Source organism: Chloroflexus aurantiacus J-10-fl, assembly GCF_000018865.1.
GTDB classification, from domain to species: Bacteria; Chloroflexota; Chloroflexia; order Chloroflexales; family Chloroflexaceae; genus Chloroflexus; species Chloroflexus aurantiacus.
The window spans coordinates 2,310,645-2,328,221 of record NC_010175.1 but is presented as its reverse complement, the minus strand read 5'-3'; the positions used below and the strand labels follow the sequence as shown (position 1 = coordinate 2,328,221).

The following is a 17,577-nucleotide window of genomic DNA, read 5'->3' as shown; positions in this document are numbered from 1 at the left end:
CCAGGCTGCTATCACGCACCCCTACCGCCGATACTACCTGACGCCGGAGATAGCGCGGTAGCAACGATGCCCGGAGCGAAAACAACGTCTCGCATCTTAAACTGACGTTATGTTAATCCATACTATGACAAAAGACCAATACCATCTATTCGCATCAACCCTGTTTTTCGGCTATACTATTCATGATTAGCTGATGATTTGCTCGCCGTCGATGGGGACGGAACGTAAGCGTGAGACAGCATACGCCTGCGTTGGTGCGTCCTGCTACGGCGAACCGTGGCGGGACTTTCGTTTTCAGGATATCCGTTTAGAGAAAGGGAGCGCCGATGACCCTCTCAATCAATGAAATTAGCACCGATCCAGGATTTGGGCACGATCTACCACCGCACACGCTACGCGATATGCTGCGGTATATGATGCTGGCGCGAGCGCTCGACGAGCGTATGTGGGTGCTCAATCGGGCCGGCAAAGCGCCCTTTGTGATTAGTTGTCAGGGCCACGAAGCGGCTCAGGTTGGCGCCGCGTTTGCCTTAATGCGTGGTAAAGACTTCATTCTGCCCTACTATCGCGGGCTGGCAACCGTCCTGGTGATGGGTATGACACCGACGGAAGTGATGCTCGGTCTGTTCGCCCGCGCCACCGATCCCAGTTCAGGTGGACGACAGATGCCGGCCCACTACGGCTGTCGGCGCCTGAAGATTGTGACCCAATCCTCGCCGGTCGGCACCCAGATACCGCACGCGGCAGGGATTGGTCTGGCCGAAAAGATTAAAGGCGGTGACGCGGTAGTATGGGTATCCTTCGGTGAGGGCACCACCAGCCAGGGTGATTTTCACGAAGGAGTCAATCTGGCAGCCGTCCACCGGCTGCCGGTTATTTTCCAATGCGAAAATAATGAATACGCGATCAGTGTTCATCAACGCCAGCAAATGGCCATTGGCAGCGTTGCCGAACGGGCTGCGGCCTACGGCATTCCCGGCATTAGCGTTGATGGAACCGATGTCCTCGCCGTCTATGAAGTGACTCGCCGTGCAGTTGAACGGGCACGCCGTGGTGATGGCCCTACGCTGATCGAAGCACGAGTCGTGCGCATGACGGCCCACTCCAGTGACGACAACGACCGCACCTACCGCCCACCGCACGAGATTGCCCTTGTTCGTCATCAAGACCCAATTGTGCGCTTTGTGGCCCAGTTGCGTGAGCACGGTATCTTGAGTGAAGCCGAAGAACAAGAGATGCGTGCCGAGGTGAAGGCAATCGTTGATCGCGCCACCGAAGAGGCCGAGCGAGCACCGATGCCAGAACCGGAAACCCTCTACGACCACGTCTACGCGCCGTTGCGCCAGCGTCGCTGATATGCGGGGAGGATAAATATGCCTGAGATGAACTTGCTGGAAGCTATTCGCCAGGGCCTCGATGAAGCCATGGCTGCCGATTCACGGGTATTCATTTTCGGTGAAGATGTGGGCAAACGCGGCGGTGTCTTCCGTGTCACCGAAGGTTTGTACGACAAGTATGGCCCCATGCGCGTCATTGACTCGCCGCTGGCCGAGAGTGTCATTGTAGGCGCCTGTATCGGCGCCGCAATGAACGATACATTGCCCATCGCCGAGATTCAGTTTGCCGATTTTATTGCCCCAGCTTTTAATCAGATCGTGCAGGAAGCGGCCCGTATTCACTACCGCTCTAATGGTGACTGGGAAGTACCGCTGGTCATTCGGGTGCCTTACGGCGGCGGTATTCACGGGGCACTCTACCATAGCCAAAGCGTGGAAGCCTTCTTCGCCCACGTGCCCGGCCTGAAGGTCGTGACCCCGGCTACCCCTTACGATGCAAAAGGGTTGCTGAAGAGCGCGATTGAAGACCCCAATCCAGTCCTCTTCCTCGAACACAAGAAGACCTACCGGCTGATTAAGGGGTTTGTGCCCGAAGAAGATTATCGAGTGCCGATTGGCCCCGCCGACATCAAACGTCCCGGTGAAGACATGTCAGTCTTTGCCTACGGACTGATGCTGCACTACTGCCTCGAAGCAGCCCAAACCCTGGCCGCAGAAGGGGTGAGCGTAGAGGTTGTCGATCTACGCACCCTGCGACCACTCGATACCGAAACGATCCTCGCCAGTGTCCGCCGTACCGGCAAGGTCTTGATCGTCCACGAGGATAATCTGTTTGGCGGTTTTGGTGGTGAAGTAGCAGCGATCATTGCCGAACACGCATTTGAGTATCTCGATGGGCCAATTGTGCGTATCGGTGGCCCTGATGTGCCGGCGATGCCCTTTGCTCATTCGCTGGAAGCGGCGTTTATGCCCTCTCCGGCCTCGATTGCAGCAGCAATGCGGCGGCTGGCCGCTTACTGATGGCTGTCATTAGTCCTGCGACTGATTGGAGAGTGGACACATTCTTTCGTGAGTTACGTAGCAGGTGAGCTTCATGATCGATATCAAAATGCCTCAGCTCGGTGAGAGTGTCACCGAGGGCACAGTTGGGCGCTGGCTCAAGCGGCCCGGCGATCCGGTCGCTAAATACGAACCGCTGCTCGAAGTGGTGACAGACAAAGTTGACACCGAAGTGCCGGCTCCTGAAGCCGGCGTACTCCACGAGATTCTGGTACCGGAGGGGGAGACAGTGCGGGTCGGGACGGTCATCGCGCGCCTGGCCCCGGCAGGCGCAACGGTACCTGCAACACCGGCTTCGGCACCAGCCGCAACCACCGTCGCCGCAACGGCATCAGCTACCACCACCGTGACGGCTACCGTAGCTCCACCGGTAGCAGATGGGCGTAACACCTATCTTTCGCCGGTGGTTGCCCGCTTACTGTCCGAGCACAACCTCGATCCCGGCCAGATTCGCGGTACCGGTCAGGGTGGCCGTATCACCAAGCAGGACGTGTTGCGCTTCCTGGCCGAACGACAACAACAACCGTCTGCGCCGGTGGCGGCGCCGGTCGCTCCCACCCCTGTCGCACCCTCGCCGGCCCCGGCACCAGCCCCCGCACCGGTAAGTCCAACCCCGGCACCGACCCCGGCACCGACCCCGGCACCAGCCCCTGCACCGGCAACCTTCGATATTCCTGCGGATGCAGAATTGGTGCCACTCACCCCGATGCGACGCAGTATTGCCGAACATATGGTACGTTCGGTGCGCACCTCACCCCACGTGACCACGGTGATGGAGGTCGATCTGAGTCGCGTCATTGCCCATCGCGCCGCCCACCAGGAAGCGTTCAGTCGCCAGGGTGTGCGTCTGACCATGACCCCCTATTTTGTGATGGCAGCAGTTGCCGGCCTCCAGGCAGTGCCGGTGTTCAACGGCAGTTTCACCGACCAGGGGATCATCCTGCATCGGCGGATCAACATCGGCGTAGCGGTCGCGCTGCAGGAAGGCTTGCTGGTGCCGGTAATCCCTGATGCCGACGAGAAGAATCTGCTCGGTCTGGCCCGTGCCGTCAGCGACCTCGCCGAGCGCGCTCGCACCAAACGATTGCGCCCGGAAGAGACCCAGGGTGGTACCTTCACTATCACCAATCACGGTGTGACCGGCAGCCTCTTCGCCACCCCGATCATCAACCAGCCCCAGGCCGGCATCCTCGGCGTCGGCGCGATTGTCAAACGCCCGGTCGTGATCACGCAAAACGGGCTTGATGCAATCGCCATTCGTCCGCTCTGTTACCTCTCATTCACCTTCGATCACCGGATTGCCGATGGCGCGACCGCCGATCAGTTCCTGGCAACGGTGAAAAAACGCCTTGAAGAGTGGGAAGGATAGGCCCCACACATAACGAATGCGCTTGAACCGCTTCAGAATCGGTTCAAGCGCATTCCTTGCGCCATACACGACGCAACCCTCACCGGAAAAGCTAGCCGCCATTCGTTCAGCTATGCTCAGCACACGAACGTTCAGGTAGGAGCGGTTCAGAACCCGCCCCTACTGCCCCTCGGACGGCGGTGGAATACGGTACAGAGAACAACGGTTCGCTGTACACGCAGTGGTATCACGCGCCGGTGAAAATACAGTTTGCCGACTGGGTTGCCCGTGTCGCGACGTTTGGAGTGCGGCAGCATGGCTGCCGCACCAGCCGTGCTTCGTGCCAGGCGCGTGTCAGGCTGTTGACCCGACTGATCACGGGTATGTGTGTGCATTCGTCATGTCATGTAGTCTGTCAGTAATTAATGAGATAAATTCTTCTCAACCCTCACCGGAAAAGCCCGCCACCATTCGCCCGGCTATGCTCAGCACACCACCGTGCGCTCATCCCGGCGAGGGTTCAGGGATGAACAGAAAGTATGACCTGACACAGCGACTATCTCACCAGGATGTCCCGATCCAGACTGCTGCTCTCCCCTCTCCCGCGCTAGTGCGCGGGAGAGGGACCGGGGGTGAGGGCGGGGCGGTTCAGAACCCACCCCTACTGCCCCTCGGACGGCGGTGGAATACGGTACAGAGAACAACAGTTCCTCCGTACACGCAGTGGTATCACGCGCCGGTGAAAATACATTCCGTGTCGCATCGTGTGGCGTGCAACAGCTACACGACCACACCATCCGTGCTCATGACCAGGTGCGGATGGTAGTGGTTTCCCTGGCCGGTACGTGCCCCTACTGACAGGGCAGCATGAACTCACCATCGCCAGTATCGCTCTACCACATACCCACCCGCCGTAACACCCCAGAGCGCACTGGTAGTGGGTGAATGTCCACCCTGTTACAATCTCTTCTCACCACATCATCATCACCATGTACTGCACGCATTGGCATTCGCGCAGTATAATACCCTTGTTGCCCGGACACGTAAGGAGTAAACCTATGGATCATAGTGAGCGCCCAATTAGTCGGTTTCCCTATCCTGAGCGACTCGACGACTTGCCGGTTGACATTCGTGAACGTATTGAAAAGGTAGCCGAAAAGAGCGGTTTTATCCCTAACGTCTTCCTGGCTCTGGCGCAACGCCCCGACGAATTTCGCGCCTTTTTTGCTTACCACGATGCGCTGATGGAGCGCCCCTCAAACCTGAGCAAGGCCGAGAAAGAGATGATAGTCGTCGCTACCTCGGCGGCCAATGATTGTCTGTACTGTGTGATTGCCCACGGCGCCATTCTGCGTATCCGCAGTAAAAATCCGCGGCTGGCCGAGCAGGTTGCAACTAACTATCGACGCGCCGAGATTACGCCCCGTCAGTGCGCCATTCTCGATTATGCGCTAAAAGTGGCCCTGGATTCGGCCCGCATCAGCGAAGAGGACTGGCAACCGCTGATGGCGCACGGCCTGACCCTCGACGACATCTGGGAGATCGGTGCGATAGCGGCGTTCTTCGCAATGAGTAACCGACTGGCCAATATGAGTGCGCTGCGGCCTAACGACGAGTTCTATACGATGGGCCGGTGAGGGAACCATATTCTCTGATCTTCATTTTCCGGGCCACACCCCGGTAGAGATGGATTATTATGCGCCCGGCAACGATCTCTCGTTATTCTCTGCTCGGCCTGATCATAAGTTTTCTTATGTTTAGTGCCGGCTGTACCTGGGCACCGGCAGCAACATCCTCACCAACCGCTCAACCAATCACTGCCACTGCTACACCAGATCGCCAACCCACACCAGAACCGCCACGCCCAACGGTAGCGCCGATGATCGGTCTTGCCAACCCGGCGGCGAGATACTGCATTGAACAGGGTGGGCAGGTAGAGATACAGACCACTGCTGATGGTGCGCAACTGGGCTTATGTGTGTTCAATGACGGAACGGTATGCGAAGAGTGGGCCTTTCTACGCGGTGAATGCGCACCGGGCCAGCAGTACCAAATCGACTCAAATGCCGTCAGCGATACAACGACTCTCGATCCGGTTGTGCGCGAGCTGTTTGCCCTGGTGAAGGCCGAACTACCACCACAGGCGTTTGATTCGTTTGCCGCCCAACCGTTGCCTTCCACCCCTGAGCGGCAATTGTGGGCGGTGTACAGCACCGGCATGCGCAACTTCGATCTCGATCCGCCAGTACCGCATTTTATTGCGGTGTACGCCTACACCAACGAGCACTGGCAACTTCTTAGTCGGCAGAACCTGGTGTCAGTATCAGAAGAGGACGGATCCTCTCTCGAACCAGACTTTATCGGGGCTGTTCGCCAGGTCAAGATTAGCCCAGATCGCATCTGGTTGCAGGTCGAAGGGGGGCTGGGTGCGCACAGCGGTAGTTATCACCTGTTCAGTTTTGCCGCTGATACCCTGCGCCTGGAGCTTGCCGCCTATGCATCGAGTCCTGGGGTGGGTTCCATCGCAGACCTGGATGGCGATGGAATTGCCGAGGTGGTTCTTGATCGGTCGGAGCGCTACATCTTCTGCTATGCCTGTGGCGTCTACTATCCTTTTTATCAGGTCTACGCCTGGGAAAACGGCTCGATGGTTGAACGCACGATAAGCGAGCTGGTGCCCCAATATCAAACCGCGCCGTATGCCGAACAGAACGGCCAGGCCGTCACATTTGCGCAGACCGATTTGTGGGCAGAGGCTTTAACCGCGATCAACGCAGCAGTCGCCGCTGCCGGCAGTGCCGATCCGCCCACGACCGGCGGATCACTCCGCTGGAATCAGCGCCTGATCCAGAAGATGCACGATGCTCATCTGGAGGCGATTGTGAACAGCGCCTTCCCCTTGCTGAACCGCGTGTTTTACGGCGATTATAACGGTGTCGTTGATCAGATGCGACAAACCGCACCGGCTGAGATTTTCAGTACCAAATCGCCGCTCATCGTGGGGACGGTAGCAGAGGGCTGGGAAACTACGTTGGGTGAGCATTTGATCTCGGCAACTGAACGAGTACTGGCAATCCAACCGGATCGCGCAGAGGTTTTCTTCGTCCAGGCATGGGGCAGATTTTTGGTTGATGCAACTGATCCCGCGATTGCAACTGATCTCGACCGCGCTGCGCAGTTGCAGCCCGATACGCCGTTGTTTGTAGAGAGTGCAACCTGGTGGAAGAATCGGTAGCGGCGATCACATCAGTCAGCGGAATCATCGTAGGCTGGAGTCATTACCCTGCGAAAATCTCTGATTCATAGTTCGTTTGTTCTACCAAAGAGTGGTATACTAAAAGATAGGTCAGCGTCGTCGTACAGGGACGACGCTCTTGTTTCGTCTGTATAACAGCGGAGACAGTCGTGGCCAGGACGACAATCGTAATCAAGGGTGCCCGCGAGCACAACCTCAAAGGGATTGATGTTGAAATTCCGCGTGACCGGCTGGTGGTATTGACGGGTGTCAGTGGATCGGGAAAAAGCTCGCTGGCGTTTGATACGCTCTACGCCGAAGGTCAACGACGCTATGTCGAGAGCTTATCGGCCTACGCACGCCAGTTTCTCGGTCAGATGGAAAAACCGCAGGTCGATCTGATCGAAGGCTTGTCACCGGCAATCGCTATCGAACAGAAGAGCGCCAGTAAGAACCCGCGCTCAACCGTTGGCACCGTTACCGAAATTTACGATTACCTGCGTCTGCTCTTCGCCCGCATTGGTCATCAGTACTGTCATCGTTGTGGTCAACCCGTCGCTGCGCAATCGGCTCAACAGATGGTTGATCGGGTGCTCTTACTCCCACCGGGCACCCGCTTTATGGTGCTGGCCCCCGTTGTCTCGCAACGCAAAGGTGAGTACAAAGACATTTTCGCCGAAGCGAAGGCGGAAGGTTTTGTGCGGGTGCGGGTAGACGGTGAAATCCGCTCGCTCGACGAAGAGATCAAGCTCAACAAGAAAGTCAAACACTCGATAGAGGTTGTCATTGACCGTCTGGCCCTGCCGGCGGCAAGTGATAATGGTGATCGGGAAGGTTTTATCACCCGCCTGACCGACAGCATCGAAACCGCATTGCGGGTAGGCGAAGGAAAAGTCATCATCAGCCTGGCCGACGAGCCTGCCGATCCTGCTCAACCCCGCGAGTGGATGATGAGCGAAAGCAATACCTGTCCGTCGTGTGGTATCTCCTTCCCGGAACTGACCCCGCAGATGTTTTCATTCAACTCGCCTCAAGGCGCCTGCCCGACCTGTAGTGGCCTGGGCGCACGGCTGGAGGTCGATCCGGCGCTGCTGGTGCCCAACGACGCGCTCTCGATCCACGATGGTGCAGTCACTTATTGGGGCGAAATGCGCAAGAAGCAGGACACCTGGGCGTATAAGGCGTTACAGGCGATTGCCGCCCACTACCGGATCGATCTCGACGCGCCATGGCATACGCTGACCCAGCGTCAACGCGATGCCATCATCTACGGGAGTGGTCAGGAACGCATCCGGTTTTCGTGGACGAATGAGCATGGTTCCCGCGGCGAGTATTATCGCACCTGGGAAGGGCTGGCGAGCGAAATCCGGCGTCGCTACATGCAGAGCGGCTCAGACACCATGCGCGAATATTACACGCAGTATATGAGCGAGCAGCCCTGCCCGGATTGTCAGGGTGCCCGGCTCCGCCCGGAAAGTCTGGCCGTGCGCGTGGTTGGCCGCACGATTCGCGATGTGACCCGGATGAATATCGCGCAAGCCCTCGATTGGGCGCGTGAGTTACCCCATCACCTCAACGAGACCGAGCAGGCAATCGTCGGTGATGTGCTGAAAGAGATTCGCGAACGACTCGGCTTCCTGCACAACGTTGGTCTGCACTACCTGACCCTCGACCGGGCCGCGCCAACTCTCTCCGGCGGGGAAGCGCAACGGATTCGGCTGGCCTCACAGATCGGTTCCGGGCTGGTTGGCGTGATGTATATTCTCGATGAGCCGAGTATCGGTTTGCATCAACGCGATAATCGCAAACTCCTCGACTCACTGTTGCGCTTACGTGATCTGGGTAACACCCTGATCGTCGTCGAACACGACCTGGAAACGATGCAGGCCGCCGACTGGATCATTGACTTTGGCCCCGGAGCCGGTGTGAAGGGCGGGCAGATCGTTACTGCCGGTACCCCGGATCAGGTTGCCCAACATCCAACCTCGCTCACCGGGCAGTACCTCTCCGGTCGACTGACGATACACATCCCAACCAGCCGTCGTTCGGCGACGAAGGGATGGTTGACGCTGGAAGGAGCAACGCTCAACAACCTGCGCGATGTCACCGTCAGTTTCCCACTTGGCTGCTTCATCGCCGTTACCGGTGTCTCCGGTTCGGGCAAATCATCCCTCATTACCGAAACACTTTACCCGGCCCTGGCTAATCGCCTCAACCGTGCCCAGCTCAAACCCGGCCCCTTCCGCAACCTGTACGGACTTGAGCAGCTCGACAAGGTCATCAACATCGACCAGCAGCCGATTGGGCGCACACCGCGTTCAAATCCGGCGACCTATGTGAAGCTGTTCGATCTCTTGCGCGAGCTATTTGCCGAAACGCCCGAAGCCAAACTGCGCGGTTACGGGCCAGGCCGCTTTAGCTTCAACCTCAAAGGTGGACGCTGTGAAGCCTGTGAGGGGAACGGTGAAATCAAGATTGACATGCAATTCCTGGCCGATGTCTGGGTACGCTGCGCCGAGTGCAAGGGCAAACGCTACAACCGCGAGACGTTGCAGGTGAAGTACAAAGGCAAGACCATCGCCGACGTGCTCGATATGGATGTGCAAACGGCGCTGGAGTTTTTCGCCAACGTGCCACGGGTACGCCGGATTCTGCAAACCCTGCACGATGTTGGCCTCGACTACATCAAACTCGGTCAACCGGCGACCACCCTCTCTGGCGGTGAAGCCCAGCGCGTCAAACTGGCGAAGGAACTGGCGCGCGTGGCAACCGGTCGCACCATCTACATTCTCGATGAACCAACCACCGGTTTACACTTTGCCGATATTCAAAACCTGCTGCGGGTGTTGCACCGTCTGGTTGATGCCGGCAACACGGTTGTCGTGATCGAGCACAACCTCGACGTGATCAAGACGGCGGATTATGTCATCGATATGGGGCCGGAAGGGGGCGACGGCGGCGGTGAAGTGGTCGCTCTGGGCACCCCGGAAGAGGTTGCCCGCCATCCCACGTCGCATACCGGACGATTTCTACGCGACATTCTTGATCTGGCAACGGTGGTTGAATAATTGTCTGGTGAATGCCACACATCCCTTGATCGGTGCGCAGGAATACCATCAAGATGACAACGGACACATTGATTATAAACCCTATTCAACACGAACACTTGCTTGAAAGGGTCGAATTACTGCGCCTGAAAGCCAGTCAGCAGCTCGAAGCCAATCGCGCCGAGAAGGGACAGTTTTTTACCCCTCAAGGTATCGCGCAATTCATGGCTGGCCTTTTCACGCACAGACCTGACACCTTACATGTCCTCGATCCCGGTGCAGGTGTCGGCTCTTTATCAGCGGCCCTGGTTGCTGCAGCCTGCACGTGGCAAACACCACCTGCCCGGATCAAGATTACTGCCTACGAAATTGATCCAGTCTTACGAGAATATTTGCAATCGACACTGGAGCATTGTTGCCAGATATGTCGGCAAAAGGATATTGATTTTGATTATGAGATTATCCCAGAAGACTTTATTGAGGCAGGCATTGACATGCTCATGAGCAATAAAACCCTTTTTGCTCCACTTTGCAAATCTTTTAACACTATTATCATGAACCCTCCATATAAGAAAATTCACGGAAAATCACGCACTCGCCGACTACTACAAAAAGCCGGCATAGAAACCAGCAATCTATATACCGCTTTTTTCTGGATTGCCCTCGAACTACTTGAGCCTAACGGACAAATTGCAGCCATAACCCCGCGAAGTTTCTGCAATGGGCCTTATTTTCTTCCGTTCAGAAAAGCCTTCTTATCTACAATGTCTATTCAAAGAATTCACGTTTTTGAGCATCGTGATAGAGCTTTCCACGAAGAAGATGTCCTTCAAGAGAACATCATCGTACACGCAGTAAAATCCCAACAGCGCAACAAGATTGCCATCTCTGCCAGCGAGGGGCCTGATGATGCATGGATGTCTATACGAGAAGTCACTTTCGATCAGGTTGTGAAACCGGATGATCCAGCACTATTTATTCGGATTGTGCCTGACACATTGCATCAACACATAGGACAGCATGTAGAGCGGCTTTCAACATCGCTCAGCGAGTTAGGTATTCAGATTTCAACCGGGAGAGTGGTTGATTTTCGCGTTAAGGAATTTCTCTGTGAAGGAAATGGGGAAGAAAAGGCTCCCCTTATTTATCCAAACAATTTTTTGGAAGGATACATCACATGGCCCGGTAAACCTGGAAAGAAACCAAATGCTATCAAAATCCACCCCGCCACAGCGAGTCTGTTACTTCCACGTGGCTGGTATGTTCTGGTTAAGCGCTTTTCTGCAAAAGAAGAAAAGCGTAGATTAGTTGCAGCAGTATATAACCCTGACAGAATTGATGCAGACCTTACGGGATTTGAAAATCACTTGAATTACTATCATCAAGATGGTCATGGCTTATTGCCGGCTCTGGCGAAAGGGATTGCAGCTTTCCTCAATTCTACAATCGCAGATGAATATTTCAGACAGTTCAGTGGACATACTCAGGTCAATGCCACAGATTTACGCAACTTCAGGTATCCAACAAAAGATCAATTGATTGCAATAGGTGAAAGTATTGGTGAGACATTCCCACCGCAACAACAACTGGATGATCTCGTGATAGAAAGGCTGGGCATGGCCACAACGAGTAATGATTTGCAGGCCAGAAAAAAGATTGAAGAGGCGATGGAAATTCTTCGTGCACTTCAGGTGCCCAGGGTCCTGATCAATCAACGCTCTGCTCTCACATTGCTTGCACTCGCAAACGTCAGACCAGACAGCGATTGGGCAGATGCATCTGCTCCTTTGTATGGCATAACAGAAATGATGAATTACTTCCGAGATCAATTTGGTATCACGTATGCACCAAACACGCGCGAAACTGTGCGTCGCCAGACCATTCATCAGTTTGTGCAGATGAATCTCGTCATTCCTAATCCAGACGACCCGGATAGACCTATCAACAGCCCCAAGACACGTTATCAGATGGAATCCAACCTTCTGGCATTAATCAAGTCATTTGGTACAGATGCATGGGAAAACAAGCTGAGAAACTATCTGGCGACTGCTTAGGGACTGCAACGCCTGCGCGAAAGGGAACGGTCTCAGGCATTAATCCCTGTGCGATTGCCGGATGGTAGCGAAATCAACATAACCGCAGGAGGACAAAATACGCTCATTAAGCAGATTATCGAGGATTTCTGTCCGCGTTTTACACCGGGGGGAGTTGTCATATACGTGGGCGACGCCGGTGACAAGTTCAAGCTATTTGAGCGAACATATTTTGAACAATTGGGTGTTCATGTGAATGAGCACAGCAAGATGCCAGATGTGATTATCCATGTACCAGATCAAAACTGGCTTGTTCTCATCGAAGCAGTGACCAGTCATGGCCCGATCAATATGAAACGCCATAACGAACTCAAAGATCTGTTTAGAGCTAGTAAATCTCCTTTAGTGTTTGTAACAGCATTTCCTACACGAAAAGTAATGAAAAAGTATCTTCAAGAAATCGCCTGGGCAACGGAAGTCTGGATAGCAGAGTCTCCAGGTCATATTGTTCATTTTAATGGGGAACGCTTTCTGGGTCCATACGAGTAGCATAGTTAGAAAAAGCAAACCCGCGAGCACAGTCATCCGTACTCTATGTCCGGCATATGATTGGCTCGCGAGGTTTGATAGCCCATGGCATAGCAAATTGGTAACTCTTGCAACGATTCTCTGACTACAATCCCGCCACCCCCTTCGCACCGGTCAGATCACAATCGGTCAGATCGGCATCAGTCAGATCGGCCTCGGTCAAATCGGCGTCGGCCAGACTCGCTTCACGCAGGTTCGCGCCACGCAGGTTCGCACCACGCAGGTTGGCCCCACTCAGGTTCGCACGAGACAGATTGGCCCGCGTGAAGATCGCCCCGCGGAGATTAGCGCCGCTGAGGTAAATACCGCTAAGGTTCGCCTCGCTGAAATCGGCATTACACAAACTGGCTTCGCCTAAATTGGCTTCGCTGAGATTGGCACCGATAAAATTTGCCTCATCGAAGGTCGCCTCACGCAGATTGGCGTGCATCAAATTGGCATTCGCCAGATTGGCCCCGTTGCCGTTGACGCCATTGAGGCTCACCCGAATCAGGATAGCACCACTCAGATTTGCGCCACTCAAATTCACCAGTTGCGCCTCGCGCAGTTGTGCTTCGCTCAGATTTGCCCCGATCATCACCGTATCGCGCAGATCGGCACCACTGAGATTGCACAGGCTGAGGTTTGCCCCGTACAGATTGGCCCCACTGAAGTCGGCAGCACTTAAATTAGCGCCGCGCAGATTGGCGCCAACCAGCGACGCAAATTCCAGGTTAGCCCAGCTCAGATCGGCCTTACGCAAATCAGCATCACTCAAATCGGCACGCACCAGTTGTGCCCAATTCAATCGCGCTTCACGCAGATTGGCCCAGCTCAGATTGGCACCACCCAACTCACACACACTCAGATCGGCCCGGTACAGGTTGGCATCGGTGAGGCGGGTACGGCTCAATTGGGCTTCGCTTAAGTTGGCATTGCTCAGATTAGCAGCACTCAGGTTCGCACCACTCAAATTCGCCCCCACCAGCCACAACGGGCCAGGTCGGTTGAGGAGGTCAAAAATCTGTTCAGGAGTCAGGTCGGCCATACGGCCCTCCTTTACACATCAGTTGTACGGCAGCGTCGGCGTCTTCGAGACCAGCCAGATCGACGCCGGCGCCCCCATTGAACGACAGGCAATCTGTTCTACGGCAAATTCACGACCGGTTTGCCAGTGTAGAGCCTCTTGTAATACACCACACTGGATATAACCGATAGGTTCATCGGCCTGCTTCCCAGCCGACATCGAGCAGGTGTAGTCAATATAGGCCCAGGCTTCCCCCCTATCCTCCAACGCCAGCCGGCGATCTTGATTCACGGCTTGACTCAGGCGACGTAAACCGGCCTGCATTGCCGACAGCCCCAGTTTCACCTGAGTAGCAAAGGGCAAGACCTTTGACGCAATCAGCGCAGCCGTCCCAAATAAGGCACTCTGGTTTGCGATGGCCAGACGCGCGGTCTGCCGCCCGATCCGCAACGCCATACTACGCGCCGAACGACCAAAAAAATTGATCAGGCCGGCATTGAGTGACGCATAGTGATAAAATGTCAGACCGGTCGTGGCTTTCAGTTGTTCCGGCGGATAATTGCCGATCAGATGGCTTAAGCCGGCTTGTCGTAGCACGACGGCCAGACCGTTGCGCCCGATCACCTCTTCGGCTGCCAGTAATGCCCAACGCATATACGCATCAACCAATAGCAAATCGGCAACCGGATCGTGGTCGGAGCGGTCGCGGATCTCCATGCCTTCCTCCTCTACACGCCTGTGATCTGCGAATAGGTGTAGGATACCACAGACCGACCGTACATGTTACCGTCGTTGTAATAAACGTGTGTGATGAAAAAAGTGGAACCGGGAGAGCAGGTTTATTTCTCACAGAGAACACTGATCGGAGAGGTGTAAACGACATCCCCCGCGCCATCGCCTGCATGGATGTGAACCAGGGGCCTGAAGCACAGACAAAGCCCTGAAGAATCAGAGAGGAGCATGCCAGTGCATACTCCTCTCCTGCAATCAGACATGTTCGTACTGCCTACTCACCCTTGATCTCAGTCCACAGATCATCGAAGGCAGTCGTGCCCTCATTACGCACTGCCCACTCAAGGCGCTGATACATCGCGTCATCGGGGGCAAAGCCTTGTGCGTACAATTCACGCACCTCGGCGGAAATGAGTGGCAGCGCATCTTTATTGGGGGTCAGATAGCCGACATACTCGGTATTTTGAGCGGAGATTTCCGGTCGCATGAGAAAATTGATGAAGACGTGGGCCGTATAGGCATTGGGTGAGTCCTTGAGGATAACGAGATTGTCCATCCAGATCATGCCACCCTCTTTGGGGATCACAAAGGCGATGTTCGGATTACCGCTGAACTCGTCACCCAACCCATTGCGCGCCTGCATAGCCGTTCCGCTCCAGGCATGGGCCATAACGTATTCCTCGCTGGCAAGTTTGCGGTTCACGTCAGAACTGTTATAGGCTGCCAGGTATTGCTTCTGGGTCAGAAGAATCTCCTTAACCCGCTCTAATGCCGCCGGATCGGTGGAATTGAGTGACTGACCGATATAGCGTAGCGCCGCCCCCGGAGTCTCACGCGCATCATCGAGCATGCTAAACTTGCCGGCAAACTGAGCAATCTGATCGGGTTCAAAGATCGCAGCCCAGCTATCGATGCCGTTCGGGAAGAATTTCGTGTTGTAGGCAATGCCGGTAATGCCATACATGTACGGCACCGAATAGGCATTTCCTTTGTCGAAGTACTGATCTAGCAGGTTGGGATCGATATGCACCAGATTAGTGAGCAAGGACTTGTCTATCGGTGCAGCTAATCCCTCTGCCACCATGATCTGCACCGCATAATCCGAGGGAACGACAATATCGTACCCCGAATTACCGGCCCGCACCTTTGCCAGCATGTCTTCGTTGCTGTCGTAGGTGTCAACCACGACTTCAACGCCATACTCGGCCTTGAACTGGTCGAGGATCGCCGGATCGATATAATCTGACCAGTTGTAGAAGTAGAGCGTATCTGACAATCTGCTGCGATCAACACCATCACCGGTTGTCTGCGTTGTATCACCGCTGCCGGTACCGTATTCGTTACCGGGACTGGTGGTTGCACCACCGCCACCACACGCCGTTAGTATCAGAAGCAGCACCAGCACCAGCAATCGAAGCATCTGCATTCTCAACCTCCCTCACTACTGTGTATCCAGACCTATCGTCGTCGCTGCAAAAGTTGCGACAGTGCGACCAGCACCATCGACAACAGCAGCATCAGGGTAGAAATAGCGTTAATTTCTGGCGTCACTGCTCGTCGCACACGGTTATACACTTCCACCGGTAGGAGGGAAGTTCCCGGCCCGGAGAGGAACAGCGAAATGATGAAGTCGTCGAGCGAGAGGGTAAAGGCCAGCAAAGCACCACCCACGATACCGGGCAAGATCAGCGGAAAGGTAATGCGCCAGAAAATGTTCCAGTTGTCGGCCCCTAAATCGGCTGCTGCTTCTTCGAGCCGACGGTCGAAATTTTTGAGGCTGGTACGCACAACAACCACGACAAACGAGATGCTGAAGGCGATGTGGCCAATCGTCACCGTGGTGAGATTACGCCGCAGCGTCTCACCGGTCACCATTTTGATCAGGTCAAAGGCAATTGCCGAGAACGCCAGCAGAGCGACCGCCATCACGATTTCGGGCACCACAATCGGGAGATAAATCAACCCTTCCATCGCTCCCCGCCCCTGAAACCGATAGCGCTCCATCGCCATCGCCAGCAAGGTACCGATGATCGTTGACACAACCGTTGACACACTGGCCACGACTAACGTATTCCAGGCGGCCCCCATCATACGTGGATTGTTGAACAGGCGGATATACCAGTCAAGTGTAAAGCCTGTCCAACGCACACCAAACTCATCGCGGGTAAAGGAAAAGATGACCAGAATGACAATCGGCGCATACAGGAACAGATAGACCAGGATTGAGAAGATCGTCAATCCCACACCGCTCCACGTCAGGCGCCCCTCAGCAAACGCACCACGGGCGCGGGTCAGCGTGGTTGAAGCGGGTGCTGTCTTGATCATCGCTCTTCCTCCGTTGTTGCGCGGAAGTACATCATAATCAGCACCAGCAGCACGATCATCATCAGCACAGCCATTGCTGAGCCGAGTGGCCAGTTAATCGGATTTGCCCGCAGGAAGAGCCGCTGAATCAGATTACCCAGGTAGTCAACCTTTGCCCCGCCGAGGAGTTCAGAGACAACGAACTGACCGAGGGTTGGAATGAAGACCAGCACCGATCCGGCCACGATCCCTGGCATCGTCATTGGCAGCATCACGCGCAGAAAAGCCTGTACCTTGTTTGCGCCAAGATCGGCAGCGGCTTCCATCAGCGTGAAATCGAAACGATCAAGTGCGGCATAGAGTGGCAACACCATAAACGGTAATTCACCGTAGACCAGGCCAAGGAGTGTAGCGCCTTCGTTGTTGAGCAAAGGGAGCCGACCGACCCCGATGATTTCAAGGAAACCGTTGATAATCCCATTGTTGGCCAGAATGATCTGCCAGGCATAGATACGCACCAGAAAGTTGGTCCAAAATGGAATCAGAATCAGCATCAGCAGCGGCATACGCCATTGTTGCGGACTGCGGGCAATGAAGAGCGCCAGCGGATAGCCGATCAACAGGCAAATCACCGTCGTCAGGACACTGGTCCAGATCGAGCGCCAGTAGGCGTTAACGTACAGGCTCTGCGTGAAGATCGTAATGTAGTTATCGAGCGTTGGTTGATAGACAACCCGTCCCAATGCATCGTTGGTCATAAAGCTGTAGACAAGAATAATGACCAACGGCAACGCAAAGAAGAGTAAGAGCCAGAGCAGACCAGGAGAGAGCAGCAACAAGAGCCGGACACGGTCGCGACGCTGTTGTTGCTGTTGAAGCATGGTCATC

13 protein-coding genes are annotated in these 17,577 nt (G+C 55.1%); 8 read left to right on the top strand and 5 right to left on the bottom strand.

Annotated features, from left to right (window positions below; translation table 11 throughout):
- The first annotated feature begins 326 nt into the window (after positions 1–326).
- The 8 genes from CAUR_RS08885 to CAUR_RS21195 all read left to right on the top strand — a co-directional run bounded on the left by CAUR_RS08885 (position 327) and on the right by CAUR_RS21195 (position 12,608).
- Positions 327–1,355: a thiamine pyrophosphate-dependent dehydrogenase E1 component subunit alpha gene (locus tag CAUR_RS08885; RefSeq protein WP_012257564.1), complete on the top strand. Its 1,029-nt coding sequence runs from the start codon at positions 327–329 to the stop codon at positions 1,353–1,355.
- A gap of 18 nt (positions 1,356–1,373) precedes the next feature.
- Positions 1,374–2,357 (top strand): alpha-ketoacid dehydrogenase subunit beta, encoded by a 984-nt coding sequence (locus CAUR_RS08880; protein WP_012257563.1) that lies wholly within the window; start codon positions 1,374–1,376, stop codon positions 2,355–2,357.
- A 73-nt stretch (positions 2,358–2,430) separates the two neighbouring features.
- Entirely contained in the window at positions 2,431–3,765 is a 1,335-nt protein-coding gene (locus tag CAUR_RS08875; RefSeq protein ID WP_012257562.1) for a dihydrolipoamide acetyltransferase family protein, read from the top strand.
- Between the two features lie 1,037 nt (positions 3,766–4,802).
- Positions 4,803–5,381, top strand: coding sequence for a peroxidase-related enzyme (locus CAUR_RS08870; protein ID WP_012257561.1), 579 nt, complete (start codon positions 4,803–4,805; stop codon positions 5,379–5,381).
- Between the two features lie 59 nt (positions 5,382–5,440).
- The gene (locus CAUR_RS08865) at positions 5,441–6,979 is read left to right on the top strand and encodes a putative hemolysin (RefSeq protein WP_012257560.1); all 1,539 of its coding nucleotides are present in this window, start codon (positions 5,441–5,443) and stop codon (positions 6,977–6,979) included.
- 170 nt (positions 6,980–7,149) lie between these two features.
- Positions 7,150–10,047: an excinuclease ABC subunit UvrA gene (gene uvrA / locus CAUR_RS08860; protein WP_012257559.1), complete on the top strand. Its 2,898-nt coding sequence runs from the start codon at positions 7,150–7,152 to the stop codon at positions 10,045–10,047.
- Between the two features lie 53 nt (positions 10,048–10,100).
- Positions 10,101–12,080: an Eco57I restriction-modification methylase domain-containing protein gene (locus tag CAUR_RS08855; protein WP_052303783.1), complete on the top strand. Its 1,980-nt coding sequence runs from the start codon at positions 10,101–10,103 to the stop codon at positions 12,078–12,080.
- A 48-nt stretch (positions 12,081–12,128) separates the two neighbouring features.
- Positions 12,129–12,608, top strand: coding sequence for a BsuBI/PstI family type II restriction endonuclease (locus CAUR_RS21195; protein WP_207301202.1), 480 nt, complete (start codon positions 12,129–12,131; stop codon positions 12,606–12,608).
- A 124-nt stretch (positions 12,609–12,732) separates the two neighbouring features.
- On the opposite strand, the gene CAUR_RS08850 is transcribed toward CAUR_RS21195, so the two are convergent.
- From CAUR_RS08850 to CAUR_RS08830, 5 genes are all read right to left on the bottom strand, one after another.
- On the bottom strand, positions 12,733–13,674 hold the full coding sequence (locus tag CAUR_RS08850) for a pentapeptide repeat-containing protein (RefSeq protein ID WP_012257558.1): 942 nt from the start codon (positions 13,672–13,674) through the stop codon (positions 12,733–12,735).
- Between the two features lie 18 nt (positions 13,675–13,692).
- Positions 13,693–14,370: a 4-vinyl reductase gene (locus CAUR_RS08845; RefSeq protein WP_012257557.1), complete on the bottom strand. Its 678-nt coding sequence runs from the start codon at positions 14,368–14,370 to the stop codon at positions 13,693–13,695.
- A 289-nt stretch (positions 14,371–14,659) separates the two neighbouring features.
- Positions 14,660–15,811 (bottom strand): polyamine ABC transporter substrate-binding protein, encoded by a 1,152-nt coding sequence (locus CAUR_RS08840; RefSeq protein WP_012257556.1) that lies wholly within the window; start codon positions 15,809–15,811, stop codon positions 14,660–14,662.
- Between the two features lie 32 nt (positions 15,812–15,843).
- A complete protein-coding gene (locus CAUR_RS08835; RefSeq protein WP_012257555.1) occupies positions 15,844–16,710 on the bottom strand; it encodes an ABC transporter permease in 867 nt (288 codons plus the stop codon).
- Entirely contained in the window at positions 16,707–17,576 is an 870-nt protein-coding gene (locus tag CAUR_RS08830; protein ID WP_012257554.1) for an ABC transporter permease, read from the bottom strand. The genes CAUR_RS08835 and CAUR_RS08830 overlap by 4 nt, the downstream gene beginning before the upstream one ends.
- Between the last annotated feature and the right edge of the window lies 1 nt (position 17,577).

Coding starts and splice junctions, on each gene's coding strand:
- CAUR_RS08875 (WP_012257562.1), top strand. CDS start 2,431: ATGATCGATATCAAAATGCCTCAGCTCGGTGAGAGTGTCACCGAGGGC.
- CAUR_RS08835 (WP_012257555.1), bottom strand. CDS start 16,710: ATGATCAAGACAGCACCCGCTTCAACCACGCTGACCCGCGCCCGTGGT.
- CAUR_RS08855 (WP_052303783.1), top strand. CDS start 10,101: ATGACAACGGACACATTGATTATAAACCCTATTCAACACGAACACTTG.
- CAUR_RS08845 (WP_012257557.1), bottom strand. CDS start 14,370: ATGGAGATCCGCGACCGCTCCGACCACGATCCGGTTGCCGATTTGCTA.
- CAUR_RS08850 (WP_012257558.1), bottom strand. CDS start 13,674: ATGGCCGACCTGACTCCTGAACAGATTTTTGACCTCCTCAACCGACCT.
- CAUR_RS08870 (WP_012257561.1), top strand. CDS start 4,803: ATGGATCATAGTGAGCGCCCAATTAGTCGGTTTCCCTATCCTGAGCGA.
- CAUR_RS08865 (WP_012257560.1), top strand. CDS start 5,441: ATGCGCCCGGCAACGATCTCTCGTTATTCTCTGCTCGGCCTGATCATA.
- CAUR_RS08885 (WP_012257564.1), top strand. CDS start 327: ATGACCCTCTCAATCAATGAAATTAGCACCGATCCAGGATTTGGGCAC.
- CAUR_RS08830 (WP_012257554.1), bottom strand. CDS start 17,576: ATGACCATGCTTCAACAGCAACAACAGCGTCGCGACCGTGTCCGGCTC.
- CAUR_RS08880 (WP_012257563.1), top strand. CDS start 1,374: ATGCCTGAGATGAACTTGCTGGAAGCTATTCGCCAGGGCCTCGATGAA.
- CAUR_RS08840 (WP_012257556.1), bottom strand. CDS start 15,811: ATGCAGATGCTTCGATTGCTGGTGCTGGTGCTGCTTCTGATACTAACG.